Below are 23382 nucleotides of genomic sequence, written 5' to 3'. Positions count from 1 at the left end.
TGCGCTGAGGCCGTTGTGACGACCGCCGCCGTCAGGCCGGCGCACGCGACGTCAGGTCGCCGCCCGGTGCTGGTGGCCCACCTCGCGTGCGAGGTCCAGTCCGAGGACGCGGTCGAGGAAGGCGAACGTCTCGAACTTGGCGCCGGCCGGTACGTCCCCGCGCGTCGCCATGGTGGCCAGAGCATCCAGCACGGCGGGGACTCCGAGATCATCGGCCAGCGCCGCACGGACGTCCCGCAGCACGTCGGCGGGGACCGGCCTGGACGGCTCCTGCGCCCAGTCGGCCACCAACTGCCGCCAGCTCTCCAGCATCCGCCACGCCTCTTCGAGCGCCGTACCCGTGACCGTGACCGGCGCCCGGTAGGCGTGACGGAGCATCAGCATCCGCACCGCCAGCGGATCGGTCCCCTCCGGCACGACGGCGTCCACGTCGCCCGGGCCCGCCTCGACGAGGACCCCGCCGACCGCGTCCTGCGGCGAGGTCCCGTACACGTGGACGTGTACGTCGGCAGCGGCACCGGACGCTGCCTCCGGGTGACGGGCACCGATGGCGGCGGGCGGGTGGATGCCGAGGTCGGACATGGCGCGGTCGAGCGCCCTGGTCTGCTCCCGCGGCAGGTCCGGCGCGGCGAGGAACGTGCGGGACTGCAGACCGTGCAGCTCCGCCGTGCGGGCCAGTACGTCACCGACGAGGAGCGTCCGCAGGTCCGTCGTGCCGGTCCCGGCTTCGCCGGCCGGCAGGTGGACGCAGATGCTCAGCAGATGACGGCGGGCGGGGACGATCTCCACGAGGCGGCCGGTACGGGTGTCGACGATGCGCAGCATGATGCGGAGGTTAGCCGTGCGGACCGCCGGTGCCGGGGAGGACTGGACCCGATGCCCGGCTTCGCCGAGGCGGCGGGAGCACTCCTGTCCTAGGGTGCGGTGGCCGAACCGTCGTAGACGTTCTCCGGGGTGGCCACCGCGGTGATCGCACGGGCGAGCAGCGTGGACGGCTCCTGGCCCTGGCTCGTGATGTCGGTGTTCATCATGACGACCAGGGTGGCCTTCTGCGAGGGCAGGTAGACCGTCACGGTCTCGTAGCCCGGGATGGAGCCGTTGTGCCCGATCCAGCCGTTGGTCTTGAGGATGCCGAGACCGTAGGTGGTGCCGGGGAAGCCGGTGGGCAGCGTCCTGAGCCGCTGCTTCTGGGTCTCGGGGCTGAGCAGCTGCCCGGTGGCGACGGACCTGGCCCAGCGCCGCAGGTCCTGCAGGTTCGAGATCATCGCCCCCGCGGCCCAGGCCCAGCTGGGGTTCCAGTTGGTCGCGTCCGCGACCTCGCCGCTCAAGGTCTGGTCGGTGTAGCCGCGCGGGTGCGGCTGCGGGAACTCGTTGCCCCGCGGGAACAGGGTGTGGCGCAGGTGCACCGGGCGCAGCACGCGGTGATGGATGACGTCGGCGAGCGGGCGGCGGGTCACCTTCTCGATCACCAGGCCCAGCAGCACGAGGTTGGAGTTGGAGTACTGGAACTCCTCGCCCGGCGCGAAGGTGTTGCGGTGCTTGAAGCCGTACGCGAGGGACTGGCGCGGGGTGAAGGTGCGCTGCGGGTCGCTCAGCAGGTCGTGGACGAATCCGGCGTCCTCGGTGTAGGGGAAGAGGCCGCTGCGCATCTCCGCGAGATGGCGCAGGGTGATGCGGCGGCCGTTGGGCACGCCCTTGACGTAGCGGGAGATGGGATCGTCCAGCCCGACCCGGCCCTCGTCCACGAGCTCGAGCAGCGCGGTGACGGTGAACGTCTTGGTCTCGCTGCCGATCCGGACGAAGGAGTCGGCGGCCATCGGCTCGCCGGTCCTGGTGTCGGCGACGCCCATGGACCGGACGTAGCAGCCCTTGCCCGGCATCCACAGACCGACGACGGCCCCGGGGATGTCCGCCTTCCTTCCGACGTCGTTCATGGCCGCGTCGAGGCGGGACGTGAGCCCCCGTCCCAGGCTGTTCGGGCAGTCGCCCTTGTCGGGGTGGGCGGCGATCGGCCGCTCGCCGGCCGCGGCGGACCGGGCCGCCGTCGGCGCCCACAGGGATGCGACGAGCAGTGCTGCGCAGAGCGTACGGCGGGAGGTGGGACGTCTCATGCGGGGGCGCCTCTTCCAGAAGGGGGGCGTACGTCACGAGCATCACCACGTCGGCCTGCGGCACGGCCCGACCCGCCCGTCCCCGCGTCGAGGAGTCCACTCGTTCGGAGCCACCACGCCCCGCCCGCTCCGGGTGCGCGGCGGTCAGCCTTCGGACCTGGACGACTGGCCGGCCGAGCACCGCGATCCGGCCCGTCGCCTCTTCCTCCACCCGCGGCGCGCGCCTTCTTCCCTGACTGCGACGGCCGGATCACCGCGTGCGTCTCCCGCCTGCGCACCCTCGCCGGCACCGCTCGCTCCCGGCGCCTCCGACCTCACCCGGCCCGGCGGAGGACTGCGCCCGCGCAGAAGGTCTTCCAGCACCCGCAGGCCGGAACGGTCACCCTCGCCTCGCAGTCCCTGCACGTCGAGGGCAACCCCGGTCAGCGCATCGGCGAGTCCGTCTCCGCGCCTTCGCCGCCGGTCTGAGGAATCGCGGCGACGAGGATCTCGGCGGCCTCGGTGACGTTGTCGGCGCGGACGGCGCGGGCCATGGCCGTACGGGCGGCGTCATGGGGTGTGCCGGGCGGTACGACCATCAGGGCGAAGTGGTCCTCGTCGCCCCGGGTGATCAGCACGGTGTCGTCTCCGACGGGGAAGGAGTCGAGGTGCACGATCCGGCCCTCGACGGTCAGGCGGGTCGGGATGCCGTTCCAGGCCGAGGCGTCCAGTCCGACGCGGGTGATCGGGCCGAGGTGCTGGGTCAGCGCGGTGACGAGTGGCGGGATCTCCTGCTCGACGTCCCGGGAGCGTGGCCACCACGCCCCGTCGAGGACGCCTTTGCGGGAATGCTTGGTCTCCAGCCGGAGCAACGCCGTGCCGGGCCCGACAGACTTGTGGACGGCGTCCGGCAGCAGGCGCTCGGGGGTGGGGGGACCATCTGCGTCGGTCATGACTGAACCACCTGTTCAGGAGGGTCCGTCTCGCTGTGCCCGGTCGGCGTCGCGGCAGGTGGCGGGGCCTCCGCCGACGACCCCGTCCCTTCAGCCTACTCCGGGCACCCGTGCGTCCGCGCTGTTGAGCGGCGCGACCGGCGGCTCGCGGCCCCTCGTCCTTCTGCCCGGAACGGGCTGGGGGACGTACGGTGGATGGACAGGCGGAGCCGGTCGATCAGTGCTCCCCTTCGACGTCGCTTCCGCCCGGCGGGAGCCCCCTGGGTGAAAGGACGGTGCCGCGGTGGCCCCCAACGACTCAGAGCCTTCAGAGCCCTTGCCGACGCCGGGGCATGCCGAAGTCCGCGTCGTCGCCGCCACTCCCGATGCCGCTCGGGCGGTGGCGGAGGTGCTGCGGCGCTGTTTTGCCGGCGGGGAGCAGCGCAGTTATCCCACTCCCGGCGGAGGAACCCGCCTCCACCTCACGGTCGACACCACGCACACAGCTGAGCCGGCCCGTTCCTGGCTGGCCGCCAGCTCGCCGTCCCACGGCACGGTCCCGCACTCCGAGGAACCCTGACACAGGCGGGGACCGAGGCCGTGGGAGGTCCGGGCGACCCGGTGGTGTGGCAGGCCGGGCCGCCCGGGGTCATTCTGAGAAGGGCGCAGTCCGTCGGGAGGCCCCGGATGACCATCGGACGGCACACACACCGCGAGGACGACCGCTCGGAGAGCTTCGGGGAAAGGCTGCTGGGTGAACTCCTGGACCGTGCGCACGAACTGCACCCGGACCGGGTCGGGCCGGTGGTCGCCGAGGCGGTGACCCGGGTGGGCGGCCGTGACACCCAGGTGCTGCTCCAGGACTACGGGCAGAGAACACTGGTCCCGCTTCCCGGCGAGGGCCTGGCGGACGGAGCCCCGCTGCCCATCGACCGTTCCGAGGCCGGCCGGTGCTTCCTCACCTCCCGCCTCATCGAGGTGCCACTGCCCGAGGGCGTACGCGTGTACCTGCCGCTGCTCGACGGTGGCGCGCAGGCCGGCGTCCTGGCGCTCACGATGGACCGTGTCACCGACGAAGACCGCCGCATCCTGCGCAGGCTCGCGGGCCTGGTCGCCGGCCTGGTGAGAACCAAGAACGGCTACACCGATCACTTCTTCCGCACCCGCCGCAGCCAACCGATGAGCGTCGCGGCCGAGATCCAGTGGGCGCTGCTGCCGCCGCTGGCCATGACCATGCCGCAGGTGTCCGTCGCCGGGGTGCTGGAGCCGGCCTACGACGTGGCGGGCGACAGCTTCGACTACACGCTGAACGGCTCGGTCCTGCATCTCGCCATGCTCGACGCCATGGGGCACGGTCTGGACGCGGCCACCATGGCCACGGTCGCCATCGGCGCCTACCGGCACGCCCGCCGGATCGGCGTCGAGCTGGAGAACATCTACCACTTCATGGACGAGGCCATCGCCGAGCAGTTCGCCCCTGACCACTTCGTCACGGCCCAGATGATGCGCCTGGACACCGACACGGGCCGCCTCCTGTGGGTCAACGCCGGGCACCCCGCACCCCTGCTGATCCGCGACCATCACGTCGTCAGCCGCATCGAGGGCCCCACCACCCTCCCCGTCGGCTTCGGCGGAGCACAGCCCAAGGTCAGCGAACTCTTCCTCGAACGCGGGGACCGCATCCTCTGCTTCACCGACGGGCTGGTCGAGGAACACGCCGGCGGTCAGGACCAGTTCGGCGAAGAGCAGCTGATCGCCTGGATCCACCGGCTGGACCGCGCCGATCGAGGCGTCCGCGAAGTCGCCCGCGACCTGTCCCACGTCCTCATGCGGGCCCGGGGCGACACCACTTCCGACGACGCCACCCTCGTCCTCGTCGAGTGGCGCGGTCCTTCCCCCGACGGCGGGAAGTAGCCCGGTCCGAAACCTCCGGTCGGCCCCGTACCGGAGTACGGTGAAGAGACCAGGAGCAATTCGGGCACCCGCGTCCGTGCGGGCGCCGTTCCCGGCGCTCACCATGATGGGCTGCTCACCAGCGCCCAGGGAACAGGTCGACCTCATGACCACTCCCGCTCCTCTCCGTCCGGCGCGCCTCACGCTCACCCGGAAACGCCCCCTGCCCGGATCACTGGACGGCGCGTGGTGGCCGTACTCGCGTGACCTCTCTGCGGAACTGCCGTCCCTGGTGGACGCCGTGGCGGAACGCTGCGGGCCGGTCACGCTCATCACCGTGGGCCCCTCACGCTGGGGCAGGAGTCCTCGCGAGGCCCTCATCAACGGCCACGCCGTCCACGTCGAACGCTTCACCGGACAGCACCCCGACCTCCTGGTCCTGCGCTCCTACGGTCTCGGCCGCTGCGACCTCGTCGTGGTCCCGCCCGAGACCACGGCCGCTTCCGCCGCCCGGATGATGGCCGCGGTGCCCGGCACCGGCGCCACCGGCCAGGAGGGCCGAGGGGGCACGGGGGAAGCCGACGCGGGACAGGGGCTGGAGCCACCTCCGCCGCCCAGCCCTGTCGTCGGGGCCCGCATGCTTCCGCTGCCGCGCAGCATGTGGAGGTGACCCCGTGGAAACCCTCGTCGCTCTCGCGGTGATCGCCGCCATGATCATCATCGGCGTGTTCCTGATCCACCTGCTGAACACCCAGAACAGCATCCGGATCGCCTCGTACCGCTTCAGCGCTCCACTGCCCGGAATCATCCGTCGCAGGCGCCACCGGAACCGGGCCGAGAAGGGGCCGGAGCGCACTGCGTGAACTGAGCGTAAATTGGTGCATACCTGAAGTATTCGGGCAGACCGCAGGAGCGGCCCGGCCTTGGTGAGTGACCGATGCGGGCTGCTGGGAGCCGTCCGGGACAGGATCACGACATGAATGGCAGCACGACACCCGGCCGGGCCGCGTCACCCGGAGACGAGGGCCTGTACGAGATGCCCCTGCCCCGGCTGAAGCTCACGCCGGAATCCAGTCACGGGCCACTGGACGGGGCCTGGTGGCCGCGCTGCGACGCGCTGGAGCTCGAACTACCCGCCCTGATCGGGATGTTGAACCCTGCCGCGGGAGCCGTCACCGGCGTCACCGTGGACAGCGCATCCTGGCCGGACGCCCCTCGGCTGGTCATGGCGCCCGGCCAGGTGGTCGCGGTGACGGGGACGCTTCTCGCCTCGGAAGAGCACGCGATCACCCTGGACTGCGGCACGCTGGGACGCTGGGAACTGCTGGTGATCCCACCCGACGAGCCACGCGGGACAGCCACCCGGCTGCTGAACTCCGCCGCGGACCCCGAGAACGCGCTGTCCGCGGCGCGCCTCCTGGCGCTCGCCGAGGGCGGTGTCGGCGGGGAAGCCGCCTGGGAGTCGGAAGGCGGGCACGGGGACCGGGCCTGACGTTCGGCGGCGCGCCCCACGACCAGAAGATCGGCGCCGTGCCCGCCTCGAGGACCATGACATGGGAGCCACACGGGAGCGCCGGCGCCGGTCGGCCCGCATTCGCCCTCTCTCAGCACCCCTCACCGCTCGCCTAACTACACCTGAGTGCACAGCAGTTCGTCGAACCACCCTGGTCAACGGCGATCCGCCGTCGGCAATGCCGAACAACCCGCCTCGCGATGCGTACATGCGCCCGCGTCCAGGTCTGGAGCGGGATGTACGACCCTGAGCGGACCAGGAGGGCTAAAGCGCGCCCAGAACAAGCAGTGACAGAAGTGCCTTCACGCCCGCGGTCTTGCCTATCGGAGGAAGGTGCGCTCCTCTGCCCACTCGCGGTCGACGCTTTGCGCCTGTGGCTCATCCCGCCGCCGAGAAACCGAAATCCGCTCCGGAGATGACGGCGAGAGCGGCAGTGACGTCTTGGAGGGGCGCCTGCAGTCCGACGAGGGCGGCACGCATGGCCGATGCCTGGTCCCAGGCCCGTTCGTGATCGAGCGCACCGGTGTCGGGGGCGCGCCGGGATTCCCAGTCGCGAAGTCGCGGATGCCATTCCGTGGTGAAGGGCCGCAGCACGCCGTTGAGCAGGCGGTCCGCCAATGCCTGCACCGAGTCGGGGGCAAGGGCGGGCGTCTGGAGGCCCACGCTGTAGCGGTGCAGCGTGTCGCGGGTGAACGGGAAGAGGCTGTGCAGGGAGGTCAGCGCTTCGCGCAGGCTGCCCCCGTCCGCAGGCAGCGGCTGCACACCGATCCGGCTGACCAGTTCGACCTGTAGGTCGAAGGCAGCCATCCGCTCGGCCTCACTCATGGCCATCGGCGCGGTCTCCCTCCGCCCACCGGGGACTGGTACCACGCCCAGCGTAGTGGCGGCGCCCAGGAGAGAGAGCACCGTCCGACGCAATGCCTCCGCGCGGGCCGGGTCTGGCTCATGGTTGCGCCAGGCGTGGTCCATCACCGGGTGCAGGCGGTGGCCGTCGGGGCTGGGCTCCAGCAGACCGCGCGCTGTCAGTTCGGCCAGCCCCGCCGCCGCGCGACGGCGCGCGACCGTCGGCTGCAACCCCTCGGCAGTGAACACCGCAGAGGCATCGGCTTCGGTCACCGGCAGCGGGAAGCGCGCACCCGCGCAGCGCAGCACGTCCCTGGCCTCGACCGGAGCGGTCAGCGCATCACGTACGTAGTCCGCGGTGATCTCCTCACCGGCGAGGACGTCGAGCAGCGACCGGCCCGGTTCGTAGAGCCCTGCAACAAGGCTCGCGGCATCCTGCCCCGCGTGCACGGCTCGTCCCAGCAGTGCGAGAGCCCCAGCGTGCCCTCCGACCGCGTACACCACGTCGGATCCGCCGCCGAGCACAGCGGCGGCCTCCTGCGGCAGCGGCTCCAGGTCGAGGTGCTCGCCGAGCCCTCCGTAGGCACGGCTGCGCGTGAGCAGCAGGGTACGTACGGCCGGGTGCGGAGAGGCCAGCTCCGCGGCGGCGCGCGGTGGCAGTCCGCACGGCACGTCGTCGACGATGTACAGACAGGGGCCGTTGTCGAGGAGGGCGCCGGCCGGTGGGCGCGGTGCGTCGGCCCGCGCCCAGTGCACACCACCGGGGAAGGCCGCCCCGAAGCGCATCGCGTACTCCCTGGCGAGCCGGGTCTTGCCGATCCCGGGCATCCCGCGCAGCTGCACGGGCCTGGCCACGGTGCGGCCGGTGACCAGGGGTGCTTCCTGCGCGTGCAACGCACTGTGCAGCCACCAGAGTTCGGGTAGTCGACCAGCGAACTCCCCGACGCCCAAAGGCAGCACGCCGTGCATGAGCGGAGGCTTGATCTCAAGCGGCATGGGGCCCGCCACCTGGCCCAGATGACGGATCACGTCCGCTGCGAGCTCTTCGTCACGGCCGTGCCGAGTGTCGCGGAGCTCCACCGGGTGAATGTGGCCGGTGGAAGGCTCGGGGTTCACGACCAGGACCCGGCGCCGCGGATCACCCTCGCTCAGGCCGGCGAGGAACGCTGCGGTCAACTCCCATTGGCAAGCTGGGCGTTCCGGATAACCAATGGAGTAGTACGCGAGGAGAACGCGAGACTCTGCGAGGGCACTGCGGATGGTGGCGCTGATGCCCGCGAAGCCGGCGACGGCGGACTCGTCGGTGAACACCTTCAGTCCGGCCTGGGTCAGCGCTCGGTGCAGTGGCCGGACCCGGTCGGCGTCCCTGCGGCTGTAACTGAAGAAGACGTCCCACACGATGCCATACCCTACTGTGGGGATCCGGGGAGGCGATCATGACGCAGTCCGGCGAGGCACCGCGGCGTGGACGCGGGACACCGGCTCAGGTGACGGCGAAGCTGACGATTCCATTCGTCGGCGAGGTGTCCGGCGTGTGGGAACCTGCGGATGCCGAGCGTACGGCCGCATGGCAGTTGTACTTCCAACTGGCCAGCCGGGTAGCGGTGGTTCCGCTGGAACGCGAACAAGGCGTTCTGCGCGAGGCGCTGAGCTCGCTCTACTCCCTCTACGACGTCACACGCGGCATCTTGCACGAGCACGGCCCGGCGGTCGCGCCTCCCGTACCTCCGGGACGCCTGACGTTCGGCGTCCTCGCGATGGTCACCCTCAACCGTGTGCTGCGACCCCTGCTCACGGTTTGGCACCCGAAGCTGGCGGCGTACGAAGCCTTGCGCCCTGACGATCAAGACCCGGTGACGTACGAACGGCAGTGGCCGGAGGCCGACGAGCTACGCCACCAGCTTGCGGCCACGCGGGAGGCTCTGCGCTCCCTGGCCCGGACTCTCCAGCAGGTCGCGGGCGTTGGGGACTTGATCGACCTCCCAGTGCCTCAGCCCCCGCGACTTCCGTCGCCGCCTCGTCCGCGTCCCATCGATGGGCGCTCTGAGGGCACCCCCCCCCCCCCCGCTGATTAGAAAGCGGCCTATGGCGCTCGCGGCCTGAACCGTTTCTTCGCGGCGTGCTGCGGTGACCACCGAGTGAGTGAAGTCAACACAGTGCCGTTTACCTGTGCCCACAACCGCGTCCAGCCCCTCTGCCATTTCGGGCACGCGGCTCCCACGGGGCGGCGTACCATGACCTGAACGTTGATTCAGCTCATCGGACGGACGGGGCACCGGCATGACGCAGGATCTGAGCGACCTGAGCACCTTTGCTCGAAGTGTCTTCGAGGCGCAGCCCTTCAGCTGCTTCCTCGGGGCCGAACTGGCCGCGGTCGGGCGGGACTCGGCAGAGATCCGTATCGTGAACCGGCCCGAGCTCCAGCAGCAGCACGGGTTCGTACACGGCGGAGTGCTCAGCTATCTCGCCGACAACGCACTCACGTTCGCGGGCGGACTCGCTCTCGGGGGCGACGCCCTCACCGCCGAGTACAAGATCAACTACTGCAAGCCGGCCGTCGGCGACGTCATCGTGGCCCGGGCCTCGTCGCTGGTGACCACGCGGCGGCAGGCGGTGTGCCAGTGCCTGATCTACGTGGAGAAGGACGGCGAGGAGCGGCTCGTCGCCGTGGCGCAGGGAACGATCGTCGCGGCGGGCTCCGCCGAGTAGGCCCGTCAGGCGGTTCCGGTCAGGCGGGCCGTCAGGACGCGGGCCCGGTTCTGCTGGACCGCGCCCGCCTGGGACGCCGCGAAGCGCAGCAGGCCCGGGGGTGTCCTCAGGTGCAGGGTGTCGGTGACGACGCTGCCGGAGGCGTGGCGGTCGATCGTGAAGCGGTAGCTCATCCGGACCCGGGCGGGGCTGCGGACCTCGCCGGAGATCTCGGCGGAGTCCGGGAGCCGGTCCGGGGCGGGGACGAGGGTGACGTCGATGATGTTGTCGTGCGCGAGGACGCCCAGGAAACGGGAGCGTTCCACGGCGGTGCAGTGCACGGTCCCGGTTCCGGTCCCGGTTTGCTCTGCGCGGCGCACGTCCCGGACGGCCACCAGGAGCGGGGACAGGCCCATGCAGTTCGACGGTTCGGCCAGGTGCGCAAAGACCGCCTCGGGCGGTGCGGCGATCTCGAACCGGTGCTTGAGCTCGGTGGACGGCGAGGCGGACGGATGGGCGAAGGCGCGGCCGGGGGGTCCGCTTCGTCGGTTATCTCGTCACCGCCGAACGGTGCGGGTGACCTCCGCCCGGCTCGGCAGACGGTCCGGATCCAGATGCATAGCCGACCCCCAAGCCTAAAAACATGAGCATGGCTCGCGTTAAGCGGCTGGGTGGGATGATGGAAGGGTGAATCAAGACCGCACTGCAGGGACGTTGCGCCGGCTGCCGGTCCAGAAGCGCAGCGTCGAGCGCTTCGAACGGCTGCTGGACGCCTGTGCCGAGATCCTCGACGAGGTCGGCTACGCCGCGCTGACCACCAAGGAGGTGGCCCGCCGGGCCGAGGTGCCGATCGGCACGCTCTACCAGTTCTTCTCCGACCGGGAGGGGCTGATCGGCGCGCTCGCCGCCCGGAACCTGGAGCTGTTCCTGGCCCGGGTCACCGACCGGCTGGAGCGCGAGGCGCCCGACGGCATCGCCGGAATCGTGGACGTGACCGTCGACGAGTTCGTCGCGATGCGCCGGACGATCACCGGGTTCGGCGTCGTCGACTTCGGCGCGGTGGGCGAGGACCACGTCCTGGAGCCGACGCGGGACAACAACACCGCGGTCGCCGGACGGCTGCGCGCCCTGACCGGCGCGCTGACCGGCGTCCCGGACGACGACGAGCTGGACATCGCCGTGCGGGTCGCCCTGGAGTGCGCGGACGGCGTGCTGCAACTGGCCTTCCGCACCGACCCGCAGGGCGACCCCCGGCTGATCGCCGAGTGCAAGCGTGTCCTCAACTGCTATCTCGGCGACCGCATCGTGCCTCAGCCGGCGTAGACGCCGACCTCCTTCAGCGAGTAGCCCCACTGCGTGCCGCGTTCGAGGCCCTTGATCCGTACGTAGCGGGCCTCGGTCCGGTCGAACCGTGCCGTGTCCAGGCCACCGTCACCGGAGGTCGTGGACCACGCCGTCGTCCAGTTCTCGCGGTCCGTGGACAGCTCGATCCGGTACGACTTCCCGTACGCCGACTCCCAGTCGAGGGTGACGCGGTCGATCTGCTGCGGGGACCCGAGGTCGATCCGCAGCCACTGGTCGTCGTTCCACTCGCTGGCCCAGCGGGTGGAGTTGTTGCCGTCCACCGCCCGGCCGGGCTGGAAGCTCTCGAACGGGTTCCACCACTCCGACGAGGACGCCCAGGCGCCGACGCCGGCCGTCGCGAGGTTCTTCCCGGGCGCGTACTTCTCGGTGTTCGCCCAGGTGCGCAGATAGGACTCGGCGCCCGTGAAGAGGTCCTTGACGACGTCCTCGCCACCGACGTTGCGGATGTCCTGGATCCAGTCCGGGACCATGCCGTAGTGCGCGCCGCCGTCGGTGTTGAAGTCCCAGGTGCGCTCGCCGGTGGTCTGCTTGTCGATCACCGAGCCGCCGTCCACGCTGCGGAACGGGTACGTCACCGGGTTCGGGGCGTCCTTGCCGCGCGGGGCCGGCCAGCCGCCGACGCCGTTCATGTCGGTGCCGTAGCCGTATCCGACGTTGTACTTGTCGCGCAGGTCCTTGGTGCGGGCCGCCTCGCCGACGAAGCCCTTGGACTGGCCCATGTACTGAGCCGCGAACCCGCCCAGCTTGTAGAGGCGTTCGGTCCAGCCGAGGTCCATCCAGCTGTGCGAGGAGATGACGCCCGGGTACTTCTCGGACTCGAGGATGTCGAGGGACTGGCCCACGGCCTTGACGCTCATGTGGTCGAGCTCGAGCATCATGTTGCGCTTCATCATGCCGCGCACCGCGTACGCGCCCAGGTCGGTCAGACCCCGGGTGTTGCACTGCGCGCCCGACGCGTAGGTCGGGACCTCCTCGCCCTCGGGCAGCCGCTTCTCCGCCTCCGGCGCCGGCGCGTTGCCGATCGGGTTGTCGTGCTGCGGGCCCTTGCAGTCCTCCGTCTTCCAGTAGGTGCCGGTCGACAGGAACTGGCCCACGTTGATGGCCGTGCCGAGCGCGCCGGAGTCGTAGCGCACGCCGCACAGGGCGTTGTCGAACTTGTGGCACAGGAACATGCTGCTGACGCCGAGCTTCTTCAGCTCGTCCAGGCCGCGGTCGATGTCGTCCTTGCCGCACTGCGCGATGTCGAGGATCTGCTTGCAGCCGAACGGCTCCGAGGTCTCGACGCCCAGGACGACGGCCAGCTTGCCCTGCTCGACGACCTGACGGGCCTGCGCGCTGTTCGTGACGATCCGGAACCAGCCCTTGCCCGGGCCGCCGTACTGCTTGTCGATGAAGTCCTGCATCTCGTAGGTCTTCTTCGCCTCGAGACGGATGGCGTCCATCTCGTCGCAGCCGCGGTCCTTGAAGAAGTAGACCGAGCAGATCACGCCGTTGGTGACCAGGTCGTTGACCAGGACGCGCTGGCCGCCGCGCCACGCCCGCTCGATCCAGGCGTAGTAGTTCTGCTGGTGGGTCAGCGAGTCGTACGCGGGCCAGTCCTTGAACGTCGGCCAGCCCACGGGGTCGTGCTTGCCGTCACCCCCCTTCGTGATCATGTCGAAGATGGCGAGGCTGCCGTCGGGGTAGTGCTCGGGGCAGTCCTTGAGCGCGTCGGCGACGCCCTGCTCGGAGAAGGGCTTGCCGCAGATCAGGCGGCCGCCGAAGCCCTCGTTGGACATGATGTGGTCGTGGGCGTCGACGAAGCCCCTGACCCGGCCCTGGGCGTCGGTGCCCTTGAAGGGCTCGCCCGTCACGTTGATCTGCGAGTCGGGGGCCGGCCGCGCGGTCGGCTCCCACCAGTCGGGCTCCGCCGCGAAGCTGGGCGCCGGAGCGAGCACCAGCGCCAGCAGGGCGAGAAGCAGCGACATCACGCTGAGGGATCTGAGTCTGCGCCGCGAAGGCTGAACGTTGACCATGGGGGAGATCCTTAAAGATGAGCCGGGCTCACATTCCGCTCTCAAGGTAGGGATCCCGGGCCCCAACGCCAAGACCCGGTACCGAGGAATCGGTACCGGGTTCGGAAATCAGGCCGAAAAAGGGGGAGTTCAGGCCTCGGGGACGTCCGCCGGCTCGTCGTGCTTGCCCAGACGCAGGTGCTCCACGTGGTACAGCGCCTGGTCGAGGAGCTCGGAGACGTGGTTGTCGTAGAGGGCGTAGACGATGGAGCGGCCGCGGCGCTCGCCCGTGACCAGGCCCAGGTTGCGCAGCAGGCGGAGCTGGTGGGAGCAGGCCGAGGGCTCCATGTCGACGGCCGCGGCCAGATCGCCGACCGCGCAGGGGCTCTCCTGGAGGCGGGCCAGGATGCGCAGGCGGGACGGGGTCGCGAGGGCCTGGAGGGTGGCGGCCACGTCGGCGACGCCGACGGTGTCGAGGCGCTCGCGCGTGGTGGCGCTCGTGGTCGTGCCGGCTCCGTGACCCATACGGGCATCCTACCTACGACACCTGAAGACCTGTTCACATGAACCTGTATGGTGATGACCTCAGCATCCATCCATCCATCGGCCGTCAGCTGTCAGCCGACCTTGAGGGGTCTTCGTCATGCCGCCGTACGTGCTCGAGCAGGAACCGGTCGCGGACCGGTCCGTCACCGGTGCGCCGGACGCCCCGCCACGAGGGCGCACCCGCCTGCTCGCCCTGCCCGAGGTGCGCTGGGCGCTGGCCGCGCTCGTCCTGTTCCTCGGCGCGCTCGCGCTGGATCTGGCCGTGGCGCCGGGGTGGCTGTGGGGCCCGCTGTACGCGGCCGTGTACGTGACCGGCGGCTGGGAGCCGGGCTGGGAAGGGCTGAAGGCCCTGCGCGAGAAGACCCTCGACGTCGATCTGCTGATGGTCGTCGCGGCGCTCGGTGCCGCCGCCATCGGGCAGGTGCTCGACGGGGCCCTGCTCATCGTCATCTTCGCCACCTCGGGGGCGCTGGAGGCCTTCGCCACGGCCCGTACGGCGGACTCGGTGCGGGGGCTGCTCGATCTGGCGCCGAGCACCGCGACCCGGGTCGCGGCCGACGGCACCGAGGAGGTCGTCCCGGCGGCGCGCCTCGCCGTCGGGGACCTCGTCCTCGTCCGGCCCGGCGAGCGGATCGGCGGCGACGGGCAGGTCGTGGACGGCGCGAGCGAGGTCGACCAGGCCACGATCACGGGCGAGCCGCTGCCCGTCGCGAAGCATGCCGGGGACGAGGTCTTCGCCGGGACGCTCAACGGCACGGGCGTGCTCCGGGTGCGGGTCACCCGCGAGCCCGCCGACTCGGTGCTGGCCCGGATCGTGCGGATGGTCGAGGAGGCCGCTCGGACCAAGGCGCCGACGCAGCTGTTCATCGAGAAGATCGAGCAGCGCTACAGCCTGGGCATGGTCGCCGCCACCGTGCTGGTCTTCGCGGTGCCGCTGCTGTTCGGCGCCGCGGTGCAGGACGCGCTGCTGCGGGCGATGACGTTCATGATCGTGGCCTCGCCCTGCGCGGTCGTCCTGGCGACGATGCCGCCGCTGCTGTCCGCGATGGCGAACGCGGGGCGGCACGGCGTACTGGTCAAGTCCGCTGTCGTCATGGAGCGGTTGGGGCAGGTCGACGCGGTCGCGCTGGACAAGACGGGGACGCTGACCGAGGGCACGCCGCGCGTCGAGGTCCGTACGGTCCCCGGGTCCGGGCTCGACGAGGAGGCGGTGCTGCGCCGGGCGGCCGCCGCCGAGCACCCGAGCGAACACCCGCTGGCCCGCGCGATCGTGGAGGCCGCCGCGGCCCGCGGCCTCACACCGCTCCCGCGCGCGACGGACTTCACGGCCCACCCCGGCGCGGGCGTGGCGGCCACGGTCGACGGCGTACGGGTGTCGGTGGGCGCACCGCACCGCCGGCCCGAGACGCCGGACCGCTCCGGTGGCGACTCCACCGCGGACAGCGGGCCCGCCGTTCTCGACGAAGTCGGCCGGATCGAGGAGCGGGGGCGGACCGCCGTTCTCGTCGGGGTCGACGGGCGGGTCGTCGGGGTGCTCGGGATCGCCGATCAGGTGCGGACGGACGCCGCCGGGGCGGTGCGTGGGCTCGGCCTCCTGACCGGGAGCGCGCCCGTGCTCCTGACCGGCGACAACCCGCGCGCCGCCGGGCAGTTGGCGACGGGGCTCGGCATCACGGACGTACGGGCCGGGCTGCTGCCCGAGGACAAGGTGGCGGCCGTGCGGGAGCTGGAGCGGGCCGGCCGGCGGGTGCTCGTCGTGGGCGACGGGGTCAACGACGCCCCGGCGCTGGCCGCCGCGCACACCGGCGTCGCCATGGGCCGCGCCGGTTCCGATCTGGCGCTCGACGCCGCCGACGCGGTCGTGGTCCGCGACGAGCTCGCCGCGATCCCCACCGCCGTCGCCCTCTCCCGCCGCGCCCGCCGCCTCGTCGTCCAGAACCTGCTGCTCGCGGGGACGTTCATCACGGCCCTCGCCGCCTGGGACCTGTTCGGCACGCTCCCCCTCCCCCTGGGCGTCGCCGGCCACGAGGGCTCCACCGTCCTCGTCGGCCTCAACGGCCTGCGTCTGCTGACCGACCGGGCGTGGCGGCGCGCGGCGGCCCCCGTACGGGCGGGCGACTGAGCGGAATATTGCGCTCCGTACAACCCTCGGCCAACGCGGCCGGTCTGCGTGTCGTACGCGCGCCCGGCCCGGCCGAGATTCCTTCGGCCGGGCCGGGTCTGTACCAGCCGAAGGAGTGCTCTTGCCCCCGCCCGGATCCATGCCGGCCTCCGCCCGCGCCCGCCGCCTCGCCGTGACCTGCGCCGCACTCGGCCTGCTGGGCGCGGGCCCCGCGGGCCCTGCCGTCGCCGCTGACGCGAAGCCGCGGCTCGAGGTCACCCCCGTAGTCAAGGTCGACCCCTTCAAGGCGACGCAGGGGCTCGGCACCTCCGACGAACAGGCGGAAGTGAAGCTGACGGGCGTCGAGACGGGCTCCGCCGGACGGTACTCCTTCGTCATCGACGCCTCCGGGGTCGAGAAGCTGATGACCGACAGCGCCTTCCTGCCCTGCAACGAGGACGGCGACTTCGTGGGCGAGTGCGCGGGCGACGACGTACGCGCCTCCTTCTCCGGGGGCACGTTGTCCGTGGGCCTGGACCTCAAGACCCCGGCGCGCGCTGCGGCGGCCGGGCGCTCCGGCACGATCGAGGTCACCGCGAAGAAGGACGGAAAGGCCGTCGACACGGCGCGGATCACCCTGCGCGTCACCGAGCCGGGCCCCCGCTTCGACCGGGCGCTCCCCGGCATCACGGACGCGCGGCCCGGATCGAGCGTCGCGCTGCCGAGCGGCTTCACCAACTTCAGCGGCCGCACGTACCGTTCGCTCGTCCTCGGCGTGAGCTTCTCCGACGGTCTGGTGCCGGTCGAACGGTTCCGCAACTGCGTGTACGAGCCGGCCCCCGTCTCCGGGTCGAGCACCACCCCGGGGCACTCGCCCGGGATGCTCTGCACGGTCACCGGCACCGTGAAGCCCCGCACCTCCTACAACCTGGACCTCGGCGCCGTACGGCTCGGCCCCAACGCGGCCTGGGACACGGTGTACTACGCGAGCGAGATCCACGAGCCGGGGAAGTCGAACGTCCCCCGGGTGCCCCGCAGCCGCGCCGGCACCGGACGCACCCTCACCTTCACCGAGCGGCCCGCGCAGGACACCACGTACCTGCGGGACGAGCTGCTCTACCTCCGCACCCGCATCGAATCGACCAACAAGCCCGACTTCTCCGTCAACCCGGTCACGCTCAAGGGCGCGGTCGGCGACGTCGTGAAGGCCGAGTTCTTCTTCACCAACAACGGGCCGGGCACGGCCGGCGCAGTCTTCGACGGGGAGGAGGACAACGAGACCGCCAACGTCGTCGAACTGACCGTCCCCCAGGGCGTGTCCGTCGTCCGAGCGCCCGAGACCTGCCACGAGCAGGAGCCGAAGACGAAGAAAGACCCCGTGCGCTACCGCTGCTCGCAGCACCGGCTCCACAAGAACGACCTCATGACGCCCGGCCAGTTCGAGAACTTCCCCTTCGCCTTCCGCCTCGACGAGCCGAGCCACGGAGTGCGGACGGACGGGTGGGTCCGGGTCGCCACGGAGTTCGACCTCACCAAGAACGACGCGCACCCCGAGGACAACCGGGCCCCGGTCAGCGTGGACATCGAAGGGCGGGCCGAGAGCGGCTCGTTCGAGGGGGACATGGTCGCGGGCCCGCCCGTCTGGGGCATCGGCGCCGTGGGCGCGGCCGCCGTCGGTGTCCTCTTCGGCGCCGCCGTCCTGATCCGGCGCCGCACCACGACCCGGGAGACGGAGCAGAACCAGTGACCCTCACCAGATCTCTCACCAGATCCCTCTCCCGGACCCTGTCCCGAGCGCTCGGCCCGGTCCTGCTGGCCCTGTGCGCCGCCGGCGCCGCCACCGCCCCCGCCGCCGCGAGTCCGGCGGCCCCCGACCCGGCGCCCTCCCTCGCCCTGATCGTCGATCACCCCTCCATGGTGATCCCGTCCCGGGGCGGCAGCGGCTTCCAGACGCCCACCCCCGACACCGGCATCTGGCTGAGCAACACCGGGCCGTACGCGGGCACCAAGACGGACGCCACCGTCACCATCGACGCCAGGTCGCTCAAGTCCATGGCCGACGGCGTGAAGGTGCCCTGCGACCCGGACGGCGACCTGCTCGGCGTCTGCGAGAACGTCCACGGCGTCGTGCGCGGCGTCCCCCGCCGCATCGGCACCCTGCACATCGGCACCGGCCGGGCGAGCGCGGTCGGCGCGTCCGCGAAGGTCCGGATCACGGCGAAGGACGCGGAGGGCCACCGCGCCGAGCACCGCGTCGACGTGGCGTTCCCCGAGGGGCAGATCCGGGTCGACCGGGCGCCCCGCGCGGTCAAGCGCGTCGCGCCGGGCTCGACCGTCGAGACACCGGCCGGGTTCACCAACTACTCGCTCAAGCCGGTCCGCACCGTGCGCTGGACGATGACCCTGTCCCCCGGCCTCACCCCCGCCTCGGCCCCGTACCGCAACTGCACCTCGATCGAGGACGCGGGCGGCGCGGGCACCACACTCACCTGCTATCTGAAGGGCCCCTTCGCCCCGCTCAAGTCCTACGACCTCGACTTCGGCGAGCTGACCGTGGCGGACACCGCCCTGTCGGAGACGATCGGGCAGGACCTCACCCCGTTCAGCAGCCCTCCGAGCGACCGGGCCGGCAAGGGCCCCGTACTGACCGCGACCGCCCGCACCCACGCGGACGCCGCCGTCCTGAAGGACCTCGGGCGCTCCGGCGACCGGGTCAGCAGCACCGTCGCCACCACCAACACCACGGACTTCGCCGTCACCGGAGCCACCCTGAAGGGCGCGGTCGGCGACGAGGTCACCGCCGAGCTCTCCGTGCGCAACAACGGCCCCGGCACCCGCGCGCCCGACCTGAAGGAGAGCTCCGGCGAGCGGGCGCCGGTCACCCTGCGCGTGCCGGACGGGCTGACCGTGGTGAAGGCGCCCTCGCGCTGCTTCGGGCACAGGACCCCGCGCCCGACCCGCTCCACCGATTCCGCCCTCGGCCTCGGCAAGCCCGGCGGCCGCCGCTACACCTGCGGCGGCACCGGCGGCGTCCTGATGCCGAAGGGCGAGTCCCTCTCCTTCACGTTCACGTTCCGCATCGACAGGGCGTCGGTCGACGGGACGGACACCGTGACCACGATGTACGGGGCCCACGACCCGCGCCGGGGGAACAACACCGCCGACCTCACCGTGGACGCGGCGTCCGCGCCGGCCGGCCCGAAGACCTGGCTCACGCTCGGCGGCGCGGCCCTCGTCCTCGCGGCGATCGCGGCGTTCCTGCTGGTCCGGCGCCCCTGGGCGCGAGACGGGAGCGCCTAGAGGGCCGGCATGTACCCTTGACGGAGCAAGCGAAGGGGAGTAGCCCCGCGAACCGGTCGTCGACACACTGGAACCCCCGGGTTCCCGGTGGCCGGGCCCGCGCCGATCAGGCGAGGGCGGGCGAGACCTTCGACCAGGCAGTAGCAGTACGCCACGACGCGCGATCCCGTGCGCCGTGTGTCCGAACGCTGCCGGGTCGAGTGGTCCTCCCCGCGCAGAGGGTGGGTTCGCGACTCCCGGCCGCCCCAGAGAAAGCGCCCCCGATGCATCTCGACCCCCTGGCGATCCTCACCGCCTTCGGGCTGATCTTCCTCGCCGAGCTCCCCGACAAGACCATGTTCGCCTCGCTGGCCATGGGCACGCGGATGAAGCCGCTCTACGTCTGGTTCGGCACCTCCAGCGCGTTCATCGTGCACGTGGCCATCGCGGTCGGCGCCGGTTCGCTGCTCTCCCTGCTGCCCGGCTGGAGCGTGAAGCTGGTGTCGGCCCTCATGTTCGGCTTCGGCGCGTTCATGCTGCTGCGCGGCGGGGACGACGACGAGGACGGCGACGAGGCCGGCGGCAAGACGGTCACCGGCTTCTGGCCGGTCTACGGCACCGCCTTCATGGCCGTCTTCATCAGCGAGTGGGGCGACCTCACCCAGATCACCACCGCGAACCTCGCCGCCACGAACGGCACCTGGTCCACCGCCATCGGCTCCGCCGCCGCCCTCATGTCGGTGTCCGCGCTCGCCCTGGTCGCCGGCCGGTTCATCGCCAAGCGCGTGCCGCTGAAGACCGTGCAGCGGGTCGGCGGCGTCTGCATGCTCGGCCTCGCGATCTGGTCCCTGGTCGAGGTCTTCACCGGCTGAGCCGCCCGGCTCGGCGCCGTGCGCACGACCCTTGTGGATACATGAACGTATCGAATACGTTCATGTATCCGATCGGGAGGCGACGGCCATGACGGGCACACCTGGCGACACCGGCACCCTGGCCGGCACCGTGGTCGGCACCATCACCAAACGGCGGGCCCGCACGCGGCAGCGGCTGCTCGACGCCGCGCTCGACGTGTTCGCCGAGGAGGGCTTCGGCCGCTCCACCGTCGAGCAGGTCTGCGAGCGCGCCGGATTCACGCGCGGCGCCTTCTACTCGAACTTCTCCTCCCTCGACGAGCTGTTCCTCGCCCTGTGGGAGGAGCGCTCGGCCCGCATGCTCACCGACCTGCGGGCCGCGCTCGCCCGGCTCGACCCGGCCGGACCCGAGGCCACTGTGCGGGCCGCGATCGACGCGACCCCGCTGGACGAGGCCTGGTACCGGATCACCGCCGAGTTCACCGCGCACGCCCTGCGCACCCCCGGCCTGCGCCGCGTGATGACCGCCCGCGAGCACGCCATCCGCGAGGCGATCCTGCCCGTGTTCGTGACCGCCCTGGAGCGGCTCGGCCGCCGGGTGCCTGACGAGGAGGCGCTCGGCGACGCCCTGGTCGCCGTCCACGACGGCACGGCCGTACAGGTCCTCATGCAGCCCGACGACGAGGCCGTACGGGCCCGCCGCCAGGCCCTCTTCATGCACGTACTGAACGCTTACAGCACCCCTAGGGAGACCCCGTGAGTGACACCAGTGCAGACGTCATCGTCGTCGGAGCCGGGCTCGCCGGGCTCGTCGCCACCTATGAACTGACCCGCGCGGGCAAGCGCGTCCTGCTCGTCGACCAGGAGAACGCCGCCAATCTCGGCGGTCAGGCCTTCTGGTCGCTCGGCGGGCTCTTCCTCGTGGACAGCCCCGAGCAGCGCCGCATGGGCATCAAGGACTCGTACGAGCTGGCGCTCGCGGACTGGCTGGGCTCGGCCGGGTTCGACCGGGAGCGCGAGGACCACTGGCCGCGCAAGTGGGCCGAGGCGTACGTGAGGTTCGCGGCCGGCGAGAAGCGCGACTACCTGTACGGGCTCGGGCTCAAGGTCACCCCGAACGTGGGCTGGGCCGAGCGCGGGGCCGGGACGGCGACCGGGCACGGGAACTCGGTGCCGCGCTTCCACATCACGTGGGGCACGGGCCCCGAGGTCGTCCGCGTCTTCCGGGAACCGGTCATGGAGGCCGCCACGCGCGGGCTCGTCACCTTCAAGTACCGCCACCGCGTGGACGAGTTGATCGTGGAGGACGGGGCCGCCGTCGGCGTGCGCGGCTCGCTCCTCGCGCCCTCGGACGAGCCGCGCGGCGTCGCCTCCTCCCGCGCGACCGTCGGCGACTTCGAACTGCGCGCGCAGGCCGTCGTCGTCACCTCCGGCGGCATCGGCGCCAACCACGAACTGGTGAAGAAGAACTGGCCCGTCGAGCGGATGGGCCCGGCCCCGGAGTCGATGGTCACCGGCGTCCCCGCGTACGTCGACGGGCGCATGCTGGAGATCAGCGAGACCGCGGGCGCGTCCCTGGTCAACCGGGACCGCATGTGGCACTACACGGAGGGCCTCAAGAACTGGGACCCGATCTGGCCCGGCCACGGCATCCGGATCATCCCCGGCCCGTCCTCCCTGTGGCTGGACGCGGAGGGCAAGCGGCTGCCCGCACCCCTGTTCCCCGGCCACGACACGCTCGCCACCCTCAAGCACATCACCGGGACCGGGCACGAGCACACCTGGTTCATCCTGACCCGGGCCATCGTGGAGAAGGAGTTCGCGCTCTCCGGCTCGGAGCAGAACCCCGACATCACCGGCAAGGACCTCAAGTTGGTGCTCCAGCGCGTGAAGAAGGGCGCGCCGGGCCCGGTGCAGGCCTTCCTCGACCACGGCGAGGACTTCGTCGTCCGCGACAACCTGAAGGCCCTCGTCGCGGGCATGAACGAGCTGACGCCCGACACGCCCGTCTCCTACGAGCAGGTCGAGCGGGAGATCGTGGCCCGCGACCGCGAGGTCGGCAACGGCTACTCCAAGGACCTCCAGCTCATGGCGGTCCGCAACGCCCGCTCCTACCTGCCCGACCGCATCACGCGCGTCGCGAAGCCGCACCGGCTGCTCGACCCGGCGCAGGGCCCGCTGATCGCCGTACGCCTCCACCTGCTGACCCGCAAGACGCTCGGCGGACTGGAGACGAACCTGGACTCGCAGGTCGTGCGGCCCGACGGCTCGGTCTTCGACGGGCTCTACGCGGCCGGGGAGGTCGCCGGGTTCGGCGGGGGCGGCGTGCACGGGTACAACGCGCTGGAGGGCACGTTCCTCGGCGGCTGCGTGTTCTCCGGCCGTGCGGCGGGCCGCGCGCTGGCCCGGAGCCTCGCGTGAGCGCGCGGGGCACGGCGCTCGTCACCGGCGCGTCCTCCGGCATCGGCGCGGCGGTCGCCGCCGCGCTGGTGCGGCGCGGGTACCGGGTCTACGGCACGAGCCGCGACCCCGAGAAGGTGGACTCCCCCGTCGAGGGCGTCACCTACCTCGCCCTCGACCTGACCGACGACGCGAGCATCGAGGCGTGCGCGGCCGCCGCCGGACCGGTCGACGTGCTGGTCAACAACGCGGGCGAATCGCAGAGCGGCCCCTTCGAAGAACTCCCGATGGACGCGGTGCGGCGCCTCTTCCAGATCAACGTCCTCGGCGCCGTGCGGCTCAGCCAGCTCGTGCTGCCCGGGATGCGGGAGCGGCGGCGCGGGCGGGTCGTGATGGTCGGCTCGATGCTCGCCAGCTTCCCGCTCGCCTACCGGTCCTCGTACGTGGCGTCGAAGGCGGCGATCAAGGGGTTCGCGAACGCGGCGCGGCGGGAGTACGCGGCGTACGGGGTCGGCATCATGACGGTCGAGCCCGGGTCCATCGCGACCGGGATCAGTGAGCGGCGGACCCAGTACGTGGCGGAGGGGTCGCCGTTCCGGGCGGCCTACGACACGATGCTCTCCGCTTTGAACCGGAACGAGGCGGCCGGGATTTCCGCGGAGCGGGTCGCCGCGAAGGTTCTGGTTGCCGTCGAGGCGCCGCGCCCTCGGTCGTTCTATGCGGTCGGCAGCAATGCGCCGGTGGTGTTCGCGTTGCGGCGGGTGCTGTCGCGGGGAGCGGTGGAGTCGATGGTGGCGCGCAAACACGGGTTGCGCCGCGGGGTCTGACCTTTCGTCGCCGGGTGCGGCCCGGTGGGGCTTCTCGCGCAGTTCCCCGCGCCCCTGAAA

At 71.6% G+C, this 23382-nt stretch carries 20 protein-coding genes and 1 pseudogene; 14 read left to right on the top strand and 7 right to left on the bottom strand.

What is annotated here, in order from left to right:
* Positions 1-51 precede the first annotated feature (51 nt).
* The 3 genes from ACIBTU_RS05960 to ACIBTU_RS05950 all read right to left on the bottom strand — a co-directional run bounded on the left by ACIBTU_RS05960 (position 52) and on the right by ACIBTU_RS05950 (position 3043).
* Positions 52-825, bottom strand: a complete 774-nt coding sequence (locus ACIBTU_RS05960) for a hypothetical protein (protein ID WP_399124671.1) — start codon at positions 823-825, stop codon at positions 52-54.
* A gap of 89 nt (positions 826-914) precedes the next feature.
* Positions 915-2111, bottom strand: coding sequence for a serine hydrolase domain-containing protein (locus ACIBTU_RS05955; RefSeq protein WP_399124670.1), 1197 nt, complete (start codon positions 2109-2111; stop codon positions 915-917).
* A gap of 422 nt (positions 2112-2533) precedes the next feature.
* On the bottom strand, positions 2534-3043 hold the full coding sequence (locus ACIBTU_RS05950; RefSeq protein WP_399124669.1) for a DUF5994 family protein: 510 nt from the start codon (positions 3041-3043) through the stop codon (positions 2534-2536).
* Positions 3044-3326: 283 nt separating this feature from the next.
* Between ACIBTU_RS05950 and ACIBTU_RS05945 the strand changes: the two genes are divergently transcribed.
* From ACIBTU_RS05945 to ACIBTU_RS05925, 5 genes are all read left to right on the top strand, one after another.
* Positions 3327-3602 carry a hypothetical protein gene (locus ACIBTU_RS05945; RefSeq protein ID WP_399124668.1) on the top strand — a complete coding sequence of 92 codons (276 nt, stop codon included), beginning with the start codon at positions 3327-3329 and terminating at the stop codon, positions 3600-3602.
* A gap of 107 nt (positions 3603-3709) precedes the next feature.
* Positions 3710-4936 (top strand): PP2C family protein-serine/threonine phosphatase, encoded by a 1227-nt coding sequence (locus tag ACIBTU_RS05940; protein WP_399124667.1) that lies wholly within the window; start codon positions 3710-3712, stop codon positions 4934-4936.
* 145 nt (positions 4937-5081) lie between these two features.
* Positions 5082-5585: a DUF5994 family protein gene (locus tag ACIBTU_RS05935; RefSeq protein WP_399124666.1), complete on the top strand. Its 504-nt coding sequence runs from the start codon at positions 5082-5084 to the stop codon at positions 5583-5585.
* 4 nt (positions 5586-5589) lie between these two features.
* Positions 5590-5778, top strand: a complete 189-nt coding sequence (locus tag ACIBTU_RS05930) for a hypothetical protein (RefSeq protein ID WP_399124665.1) — start codon at positions 5590-5592, stop codon at positions 5776-5778.
* Between the two features lie 113 nt (positions 5779-5891).
* On the top strand, positions 5892-6407 hold the full coding sequence (locus ACIBTU_RS05925) for a DUF5994 family protein (protein ID WP_399124664.1): 516 nt from the start codon (positions 5892-5894) through the stop codon (positions 6405-6407).
* Positions 6408-6806: 399 nt separating this feature from the next.
* On the opposite strand, the gene ACIBTU_RS05920 is transcribed toward ACIBTU_RS05925, so the two are convergent.
* Complete coding sequence (locus tag ACIBTU_RS05920) at positions 6807-8669, bottom strand: TIR domain-containing protein (RefSeq protein ID WP_399124663.1); 1863 nt, start codon at positions 8667-8669, stop codon at positions 6807-6809.
* 882 nt (positions 8670-9551) lie between these two features.
* Here ACIBTU_RS05920 and ACIBTU_RS05915 point away from each other — a divergent pair.
* On the top strand, positions 9552-9980 hold the full coding sequence (locus ACIBTU_RS05915; protein WP_399124662.1) for a PaaI family thioesterase: 429 nt from the start codon (positions 9552-9554) through the stop codon (positions 9978-9980).
* A gap of 5 nt (positions 9981-9985) precedes the next feature.
* On the opposite strand, the pseudogene ACIBTU_RS05910 reads toward ACIBTU_RS05915, so the two are convergent.
* Positions 9986-10435 (bottom strand): annotated as a pseudogene (locus ACIBTU_RS05910) (SRPBCC family protein); the annotation flags it as partial.
* Positions 10436-10646: 211 nt separating this feature from the next.
* Between ACIBTU_RS05910 and ACIBTU_RS05905 the strand changes: the two are divergent.
* Entirely contained in the window at positions 10647-11282 is a 636-nt protein-coding gene (locus ACIBTU_RS05905) for a TetR family transcriptional regulator (protein ID WP_399124661.1), read from the top strand.
* Here ACIBTU_RS05905 and ACIBTU_RS05900 read toward each other — a convergent pair.
* Both ACIBTU_RS05900 and ACIBTU_RS05895 read right to left on the bottom strand, forming a co-directional pair.
* Positions 11270-13339 (bottom strand): discoidin domain-containing protein, encoded by a 2070-nt coding sequence (locus tag ACIBTU_RS05900; RefSeq protein WP_399124660.1) that lies wholly within the window; start codon positions 13337-13339, stop codon positions 11270-11272. The genes ACIBTU_RS05905 and ACIBTU_RS05900 overlap by 13 nt on opposite strands.
* A gap of 129 nt (positions 13340-13468) precedes the next feature.
* Positions 13469-13843: an ArsR/SmtB family transcription factor gene (locus tag ACIBTU_RS05895; protein WP_399124659.1), complete on the bottom strand. Its 375-nt coding sequence runs from the start codon at positions 13841-13843 to the stop codon at positions 13469-13471.
* Positions 13844-13961: 118 nt separating this feature from the next.
* Between ACIBTU_RS05895 and ACIBTU_RS05890 the strand changes: the two genes are divergently transcribed.
* The 7 genes from ACIBTU_RS05890 (at position 13962) to ACIBTU_RS05860 (ending at position 23322) form a co-directional block, all read left to right on the top strand.
* Positions 13962-15986 (top strand): heavy metal translocating P-type ATPase, encoded by a 2025-nt coding sequence (locus tag ACIBTU_RS05890; RefSeq protein ID WP_399124658.1) that lies wholly within the window; start codon positions 13962-13964, stop codon positions 15984-15986.
* Positions 15987-16107: 121 nt separating this feature from the next.
* Positions 16108-17712, top strand: coding sequence for a hypothetical protein (locus ACIBTU_RS05885; RefSeq protein WP_399124657.1), 1605 nt, complete (start codon positions 16108-16110; stop codon positions 17710-17712).
* On the top strand, positions 17709-19265 hold the full coding sequence (locus ACIBTU_RS05880) for a hypothetical protein (RefSeq protein WP_399124656.1): 1557 nt from the start codon (positions 17709-17711) through the stop codon (positions 19263-19265). Before ACIBTU_RS05885 ends, ACIBTU_RS05880 begins: the two co-directional genes overlap by 4 nt.
* Before the next feature lie 263 nt (positions 19266-19528).
* A complete protein-coding gene (locus ACIBTU_RS05875; RefSeq protein ID WP_399124655.1) occupies positions 19529-20116 on the top strand; it encodes a TMEM165/GDT1 family protein in 588 nt (195 codons plus the stop codon).
* A gap of 88 nt (positions 20117-20204) precedes the next feature.
* Positions 20205-20855 (top strand): TetR/AcrR family transcriptional regulator, encoded by a 651-nt coding sequence (locus ACIBTU_RS05870; protein WP_399124654.1) that lies wholly within the window; start codon positions 20205-20207, stop codon positions 20853-20855.
* Positions 20852-22516: an FAD-binding dehydrogenase gene (locus tag ACIBTU_RS05865; RefSeq protein ID WP_399124653.1), complete on the top strand. Its 1665-nt coding sequence runs from the start codon at positions 20852-20854 to the stop codon at positions 22514-22516. The genes ACIBTU_RS05870 and ACIBTU_RS05865 overlap by 4 nt, the downstream gene beginning before the upstream one ends.
* Positions 22513-23322: an SDR family oxidoreductase gene (locus tag ACIBTU_RS05860; protein ID WP_399124652.1), complete on the top strand. Its 810-nt coding sequence runs from the start codon at positions 22513-22515 to the stop codon at positions 23320-23322. Before ACIBTU_RS05865 ends, ACIBTU_RS05860 begins: the two co-directional genes overlap by 4 nt.
* Positions 23323-23382: the final 60 nt, after the last annotated feature.

It is taken from the genome of Streptomyces sp. NPDC050145 (assembly GCF_044460245.1).
GTDB lineage: Bacteria > Actinomycetota > Actinomycetes > Streptomycetales > Streptomycetaceae > Streptomyces.
This window is presented reverse-complemented; position numbering and strand designations above follow the sequence as displayed.

What these genes read in the sequence shown, in the direction of transcription:
- ACIBTU_RS05960 (WP_399124671.1), bottom strand. Translation starts at nt 825, where the DNA reads ATGCTGCGCATCGTCGACACCCGTACCGGCCGCCTCGTGGAGATCGTC.
- ACIBTU_RS05955 (WP_399124670.1), bottom strand. Translation starts at nt 2,111, where the DNA reads ATGAGACGTCCCACCTCCCGCCGTACGCTCTGCGCAGCACTGCTCGTC.
- ACIBTU_RS05950 (WP_399124669.1), bottom strand. Translation starts at nt 3,043, where the DNA reads ATGACCGACGCAGATGGTCCCCCCACCCCCGAGCGCCTGCTGCCGGAC.
- ACIBTU_RS05940 (WP_399124667.1), top strand. Translation starts at nt 3,710, where the DNA reads ATGACCATCGGACGGCACACACACCGCGAGGACGACCGCTCGGAGAGC.
- ACIBTU_RS05935 (WP_399124666.1), top strand. Translation starts at nt 5,082, where the DNA reads ATGACCACTCCCGCTCCTCTCCGTCCGGCGCGCCTCACGCTCACCCGG.
- ACIBTU_RS05925 (WP_399124664.1), top strand. Translation starts at nt 5,892, where the DNA reads ATGAATGGCAGCACGACACCCGGCCGGGCCGCGTCACCCGGAGACGAG.
- ACIBTU_RS05915 (WP_399124662.1), top strand. Translation starts at nt 9,552, where the DNA reads ATGACGCAGGATCTGAGCGACCTGAGCACCTTTGCTCGAAGTGTCTTC.
- ACIBTU_RS05900 (WP_399124660.1), bottom strand. Translation starts at nt 13,339, where the DNA reads ATGGTCAACGTTCAGCCTTCGCGGCGCAGACTCAGATCCCTCAGCGTG.
- ACIBTU_RS05895 (WP_399124659.1), bottom strand. Translation starts at nt 13,843, where the DNA reads ATGGGTCACGGAGCCGGCACGACCACGAGCGCCACCACGCGCGAGCGC.
- ACIBTU_RS05890 (WP_399124658.1), top strand. Translation starts at nt 13,962, where the DNA reads ATGCCGCCGTACGTGCTCGAGCAGGAACCGGTCGCGGACCGGTCCGTC.
- ACIBTU_RS05875 (WP_399124655.1), top strand. Translation starts at nt 19,529, where the DNA reads ATGCATCTCGACCCCCTGGCGATCCTCACCGCCTTCGGGCTGATCTTC.
- ACIBTU_RS05870 (WP_399124654.1), top strand. Translation starts at nt 20,205, where the DNA reads ATGACGGGCACACCTGGCGACACCGGCACCCTGGCCGGCACCGTGGTC.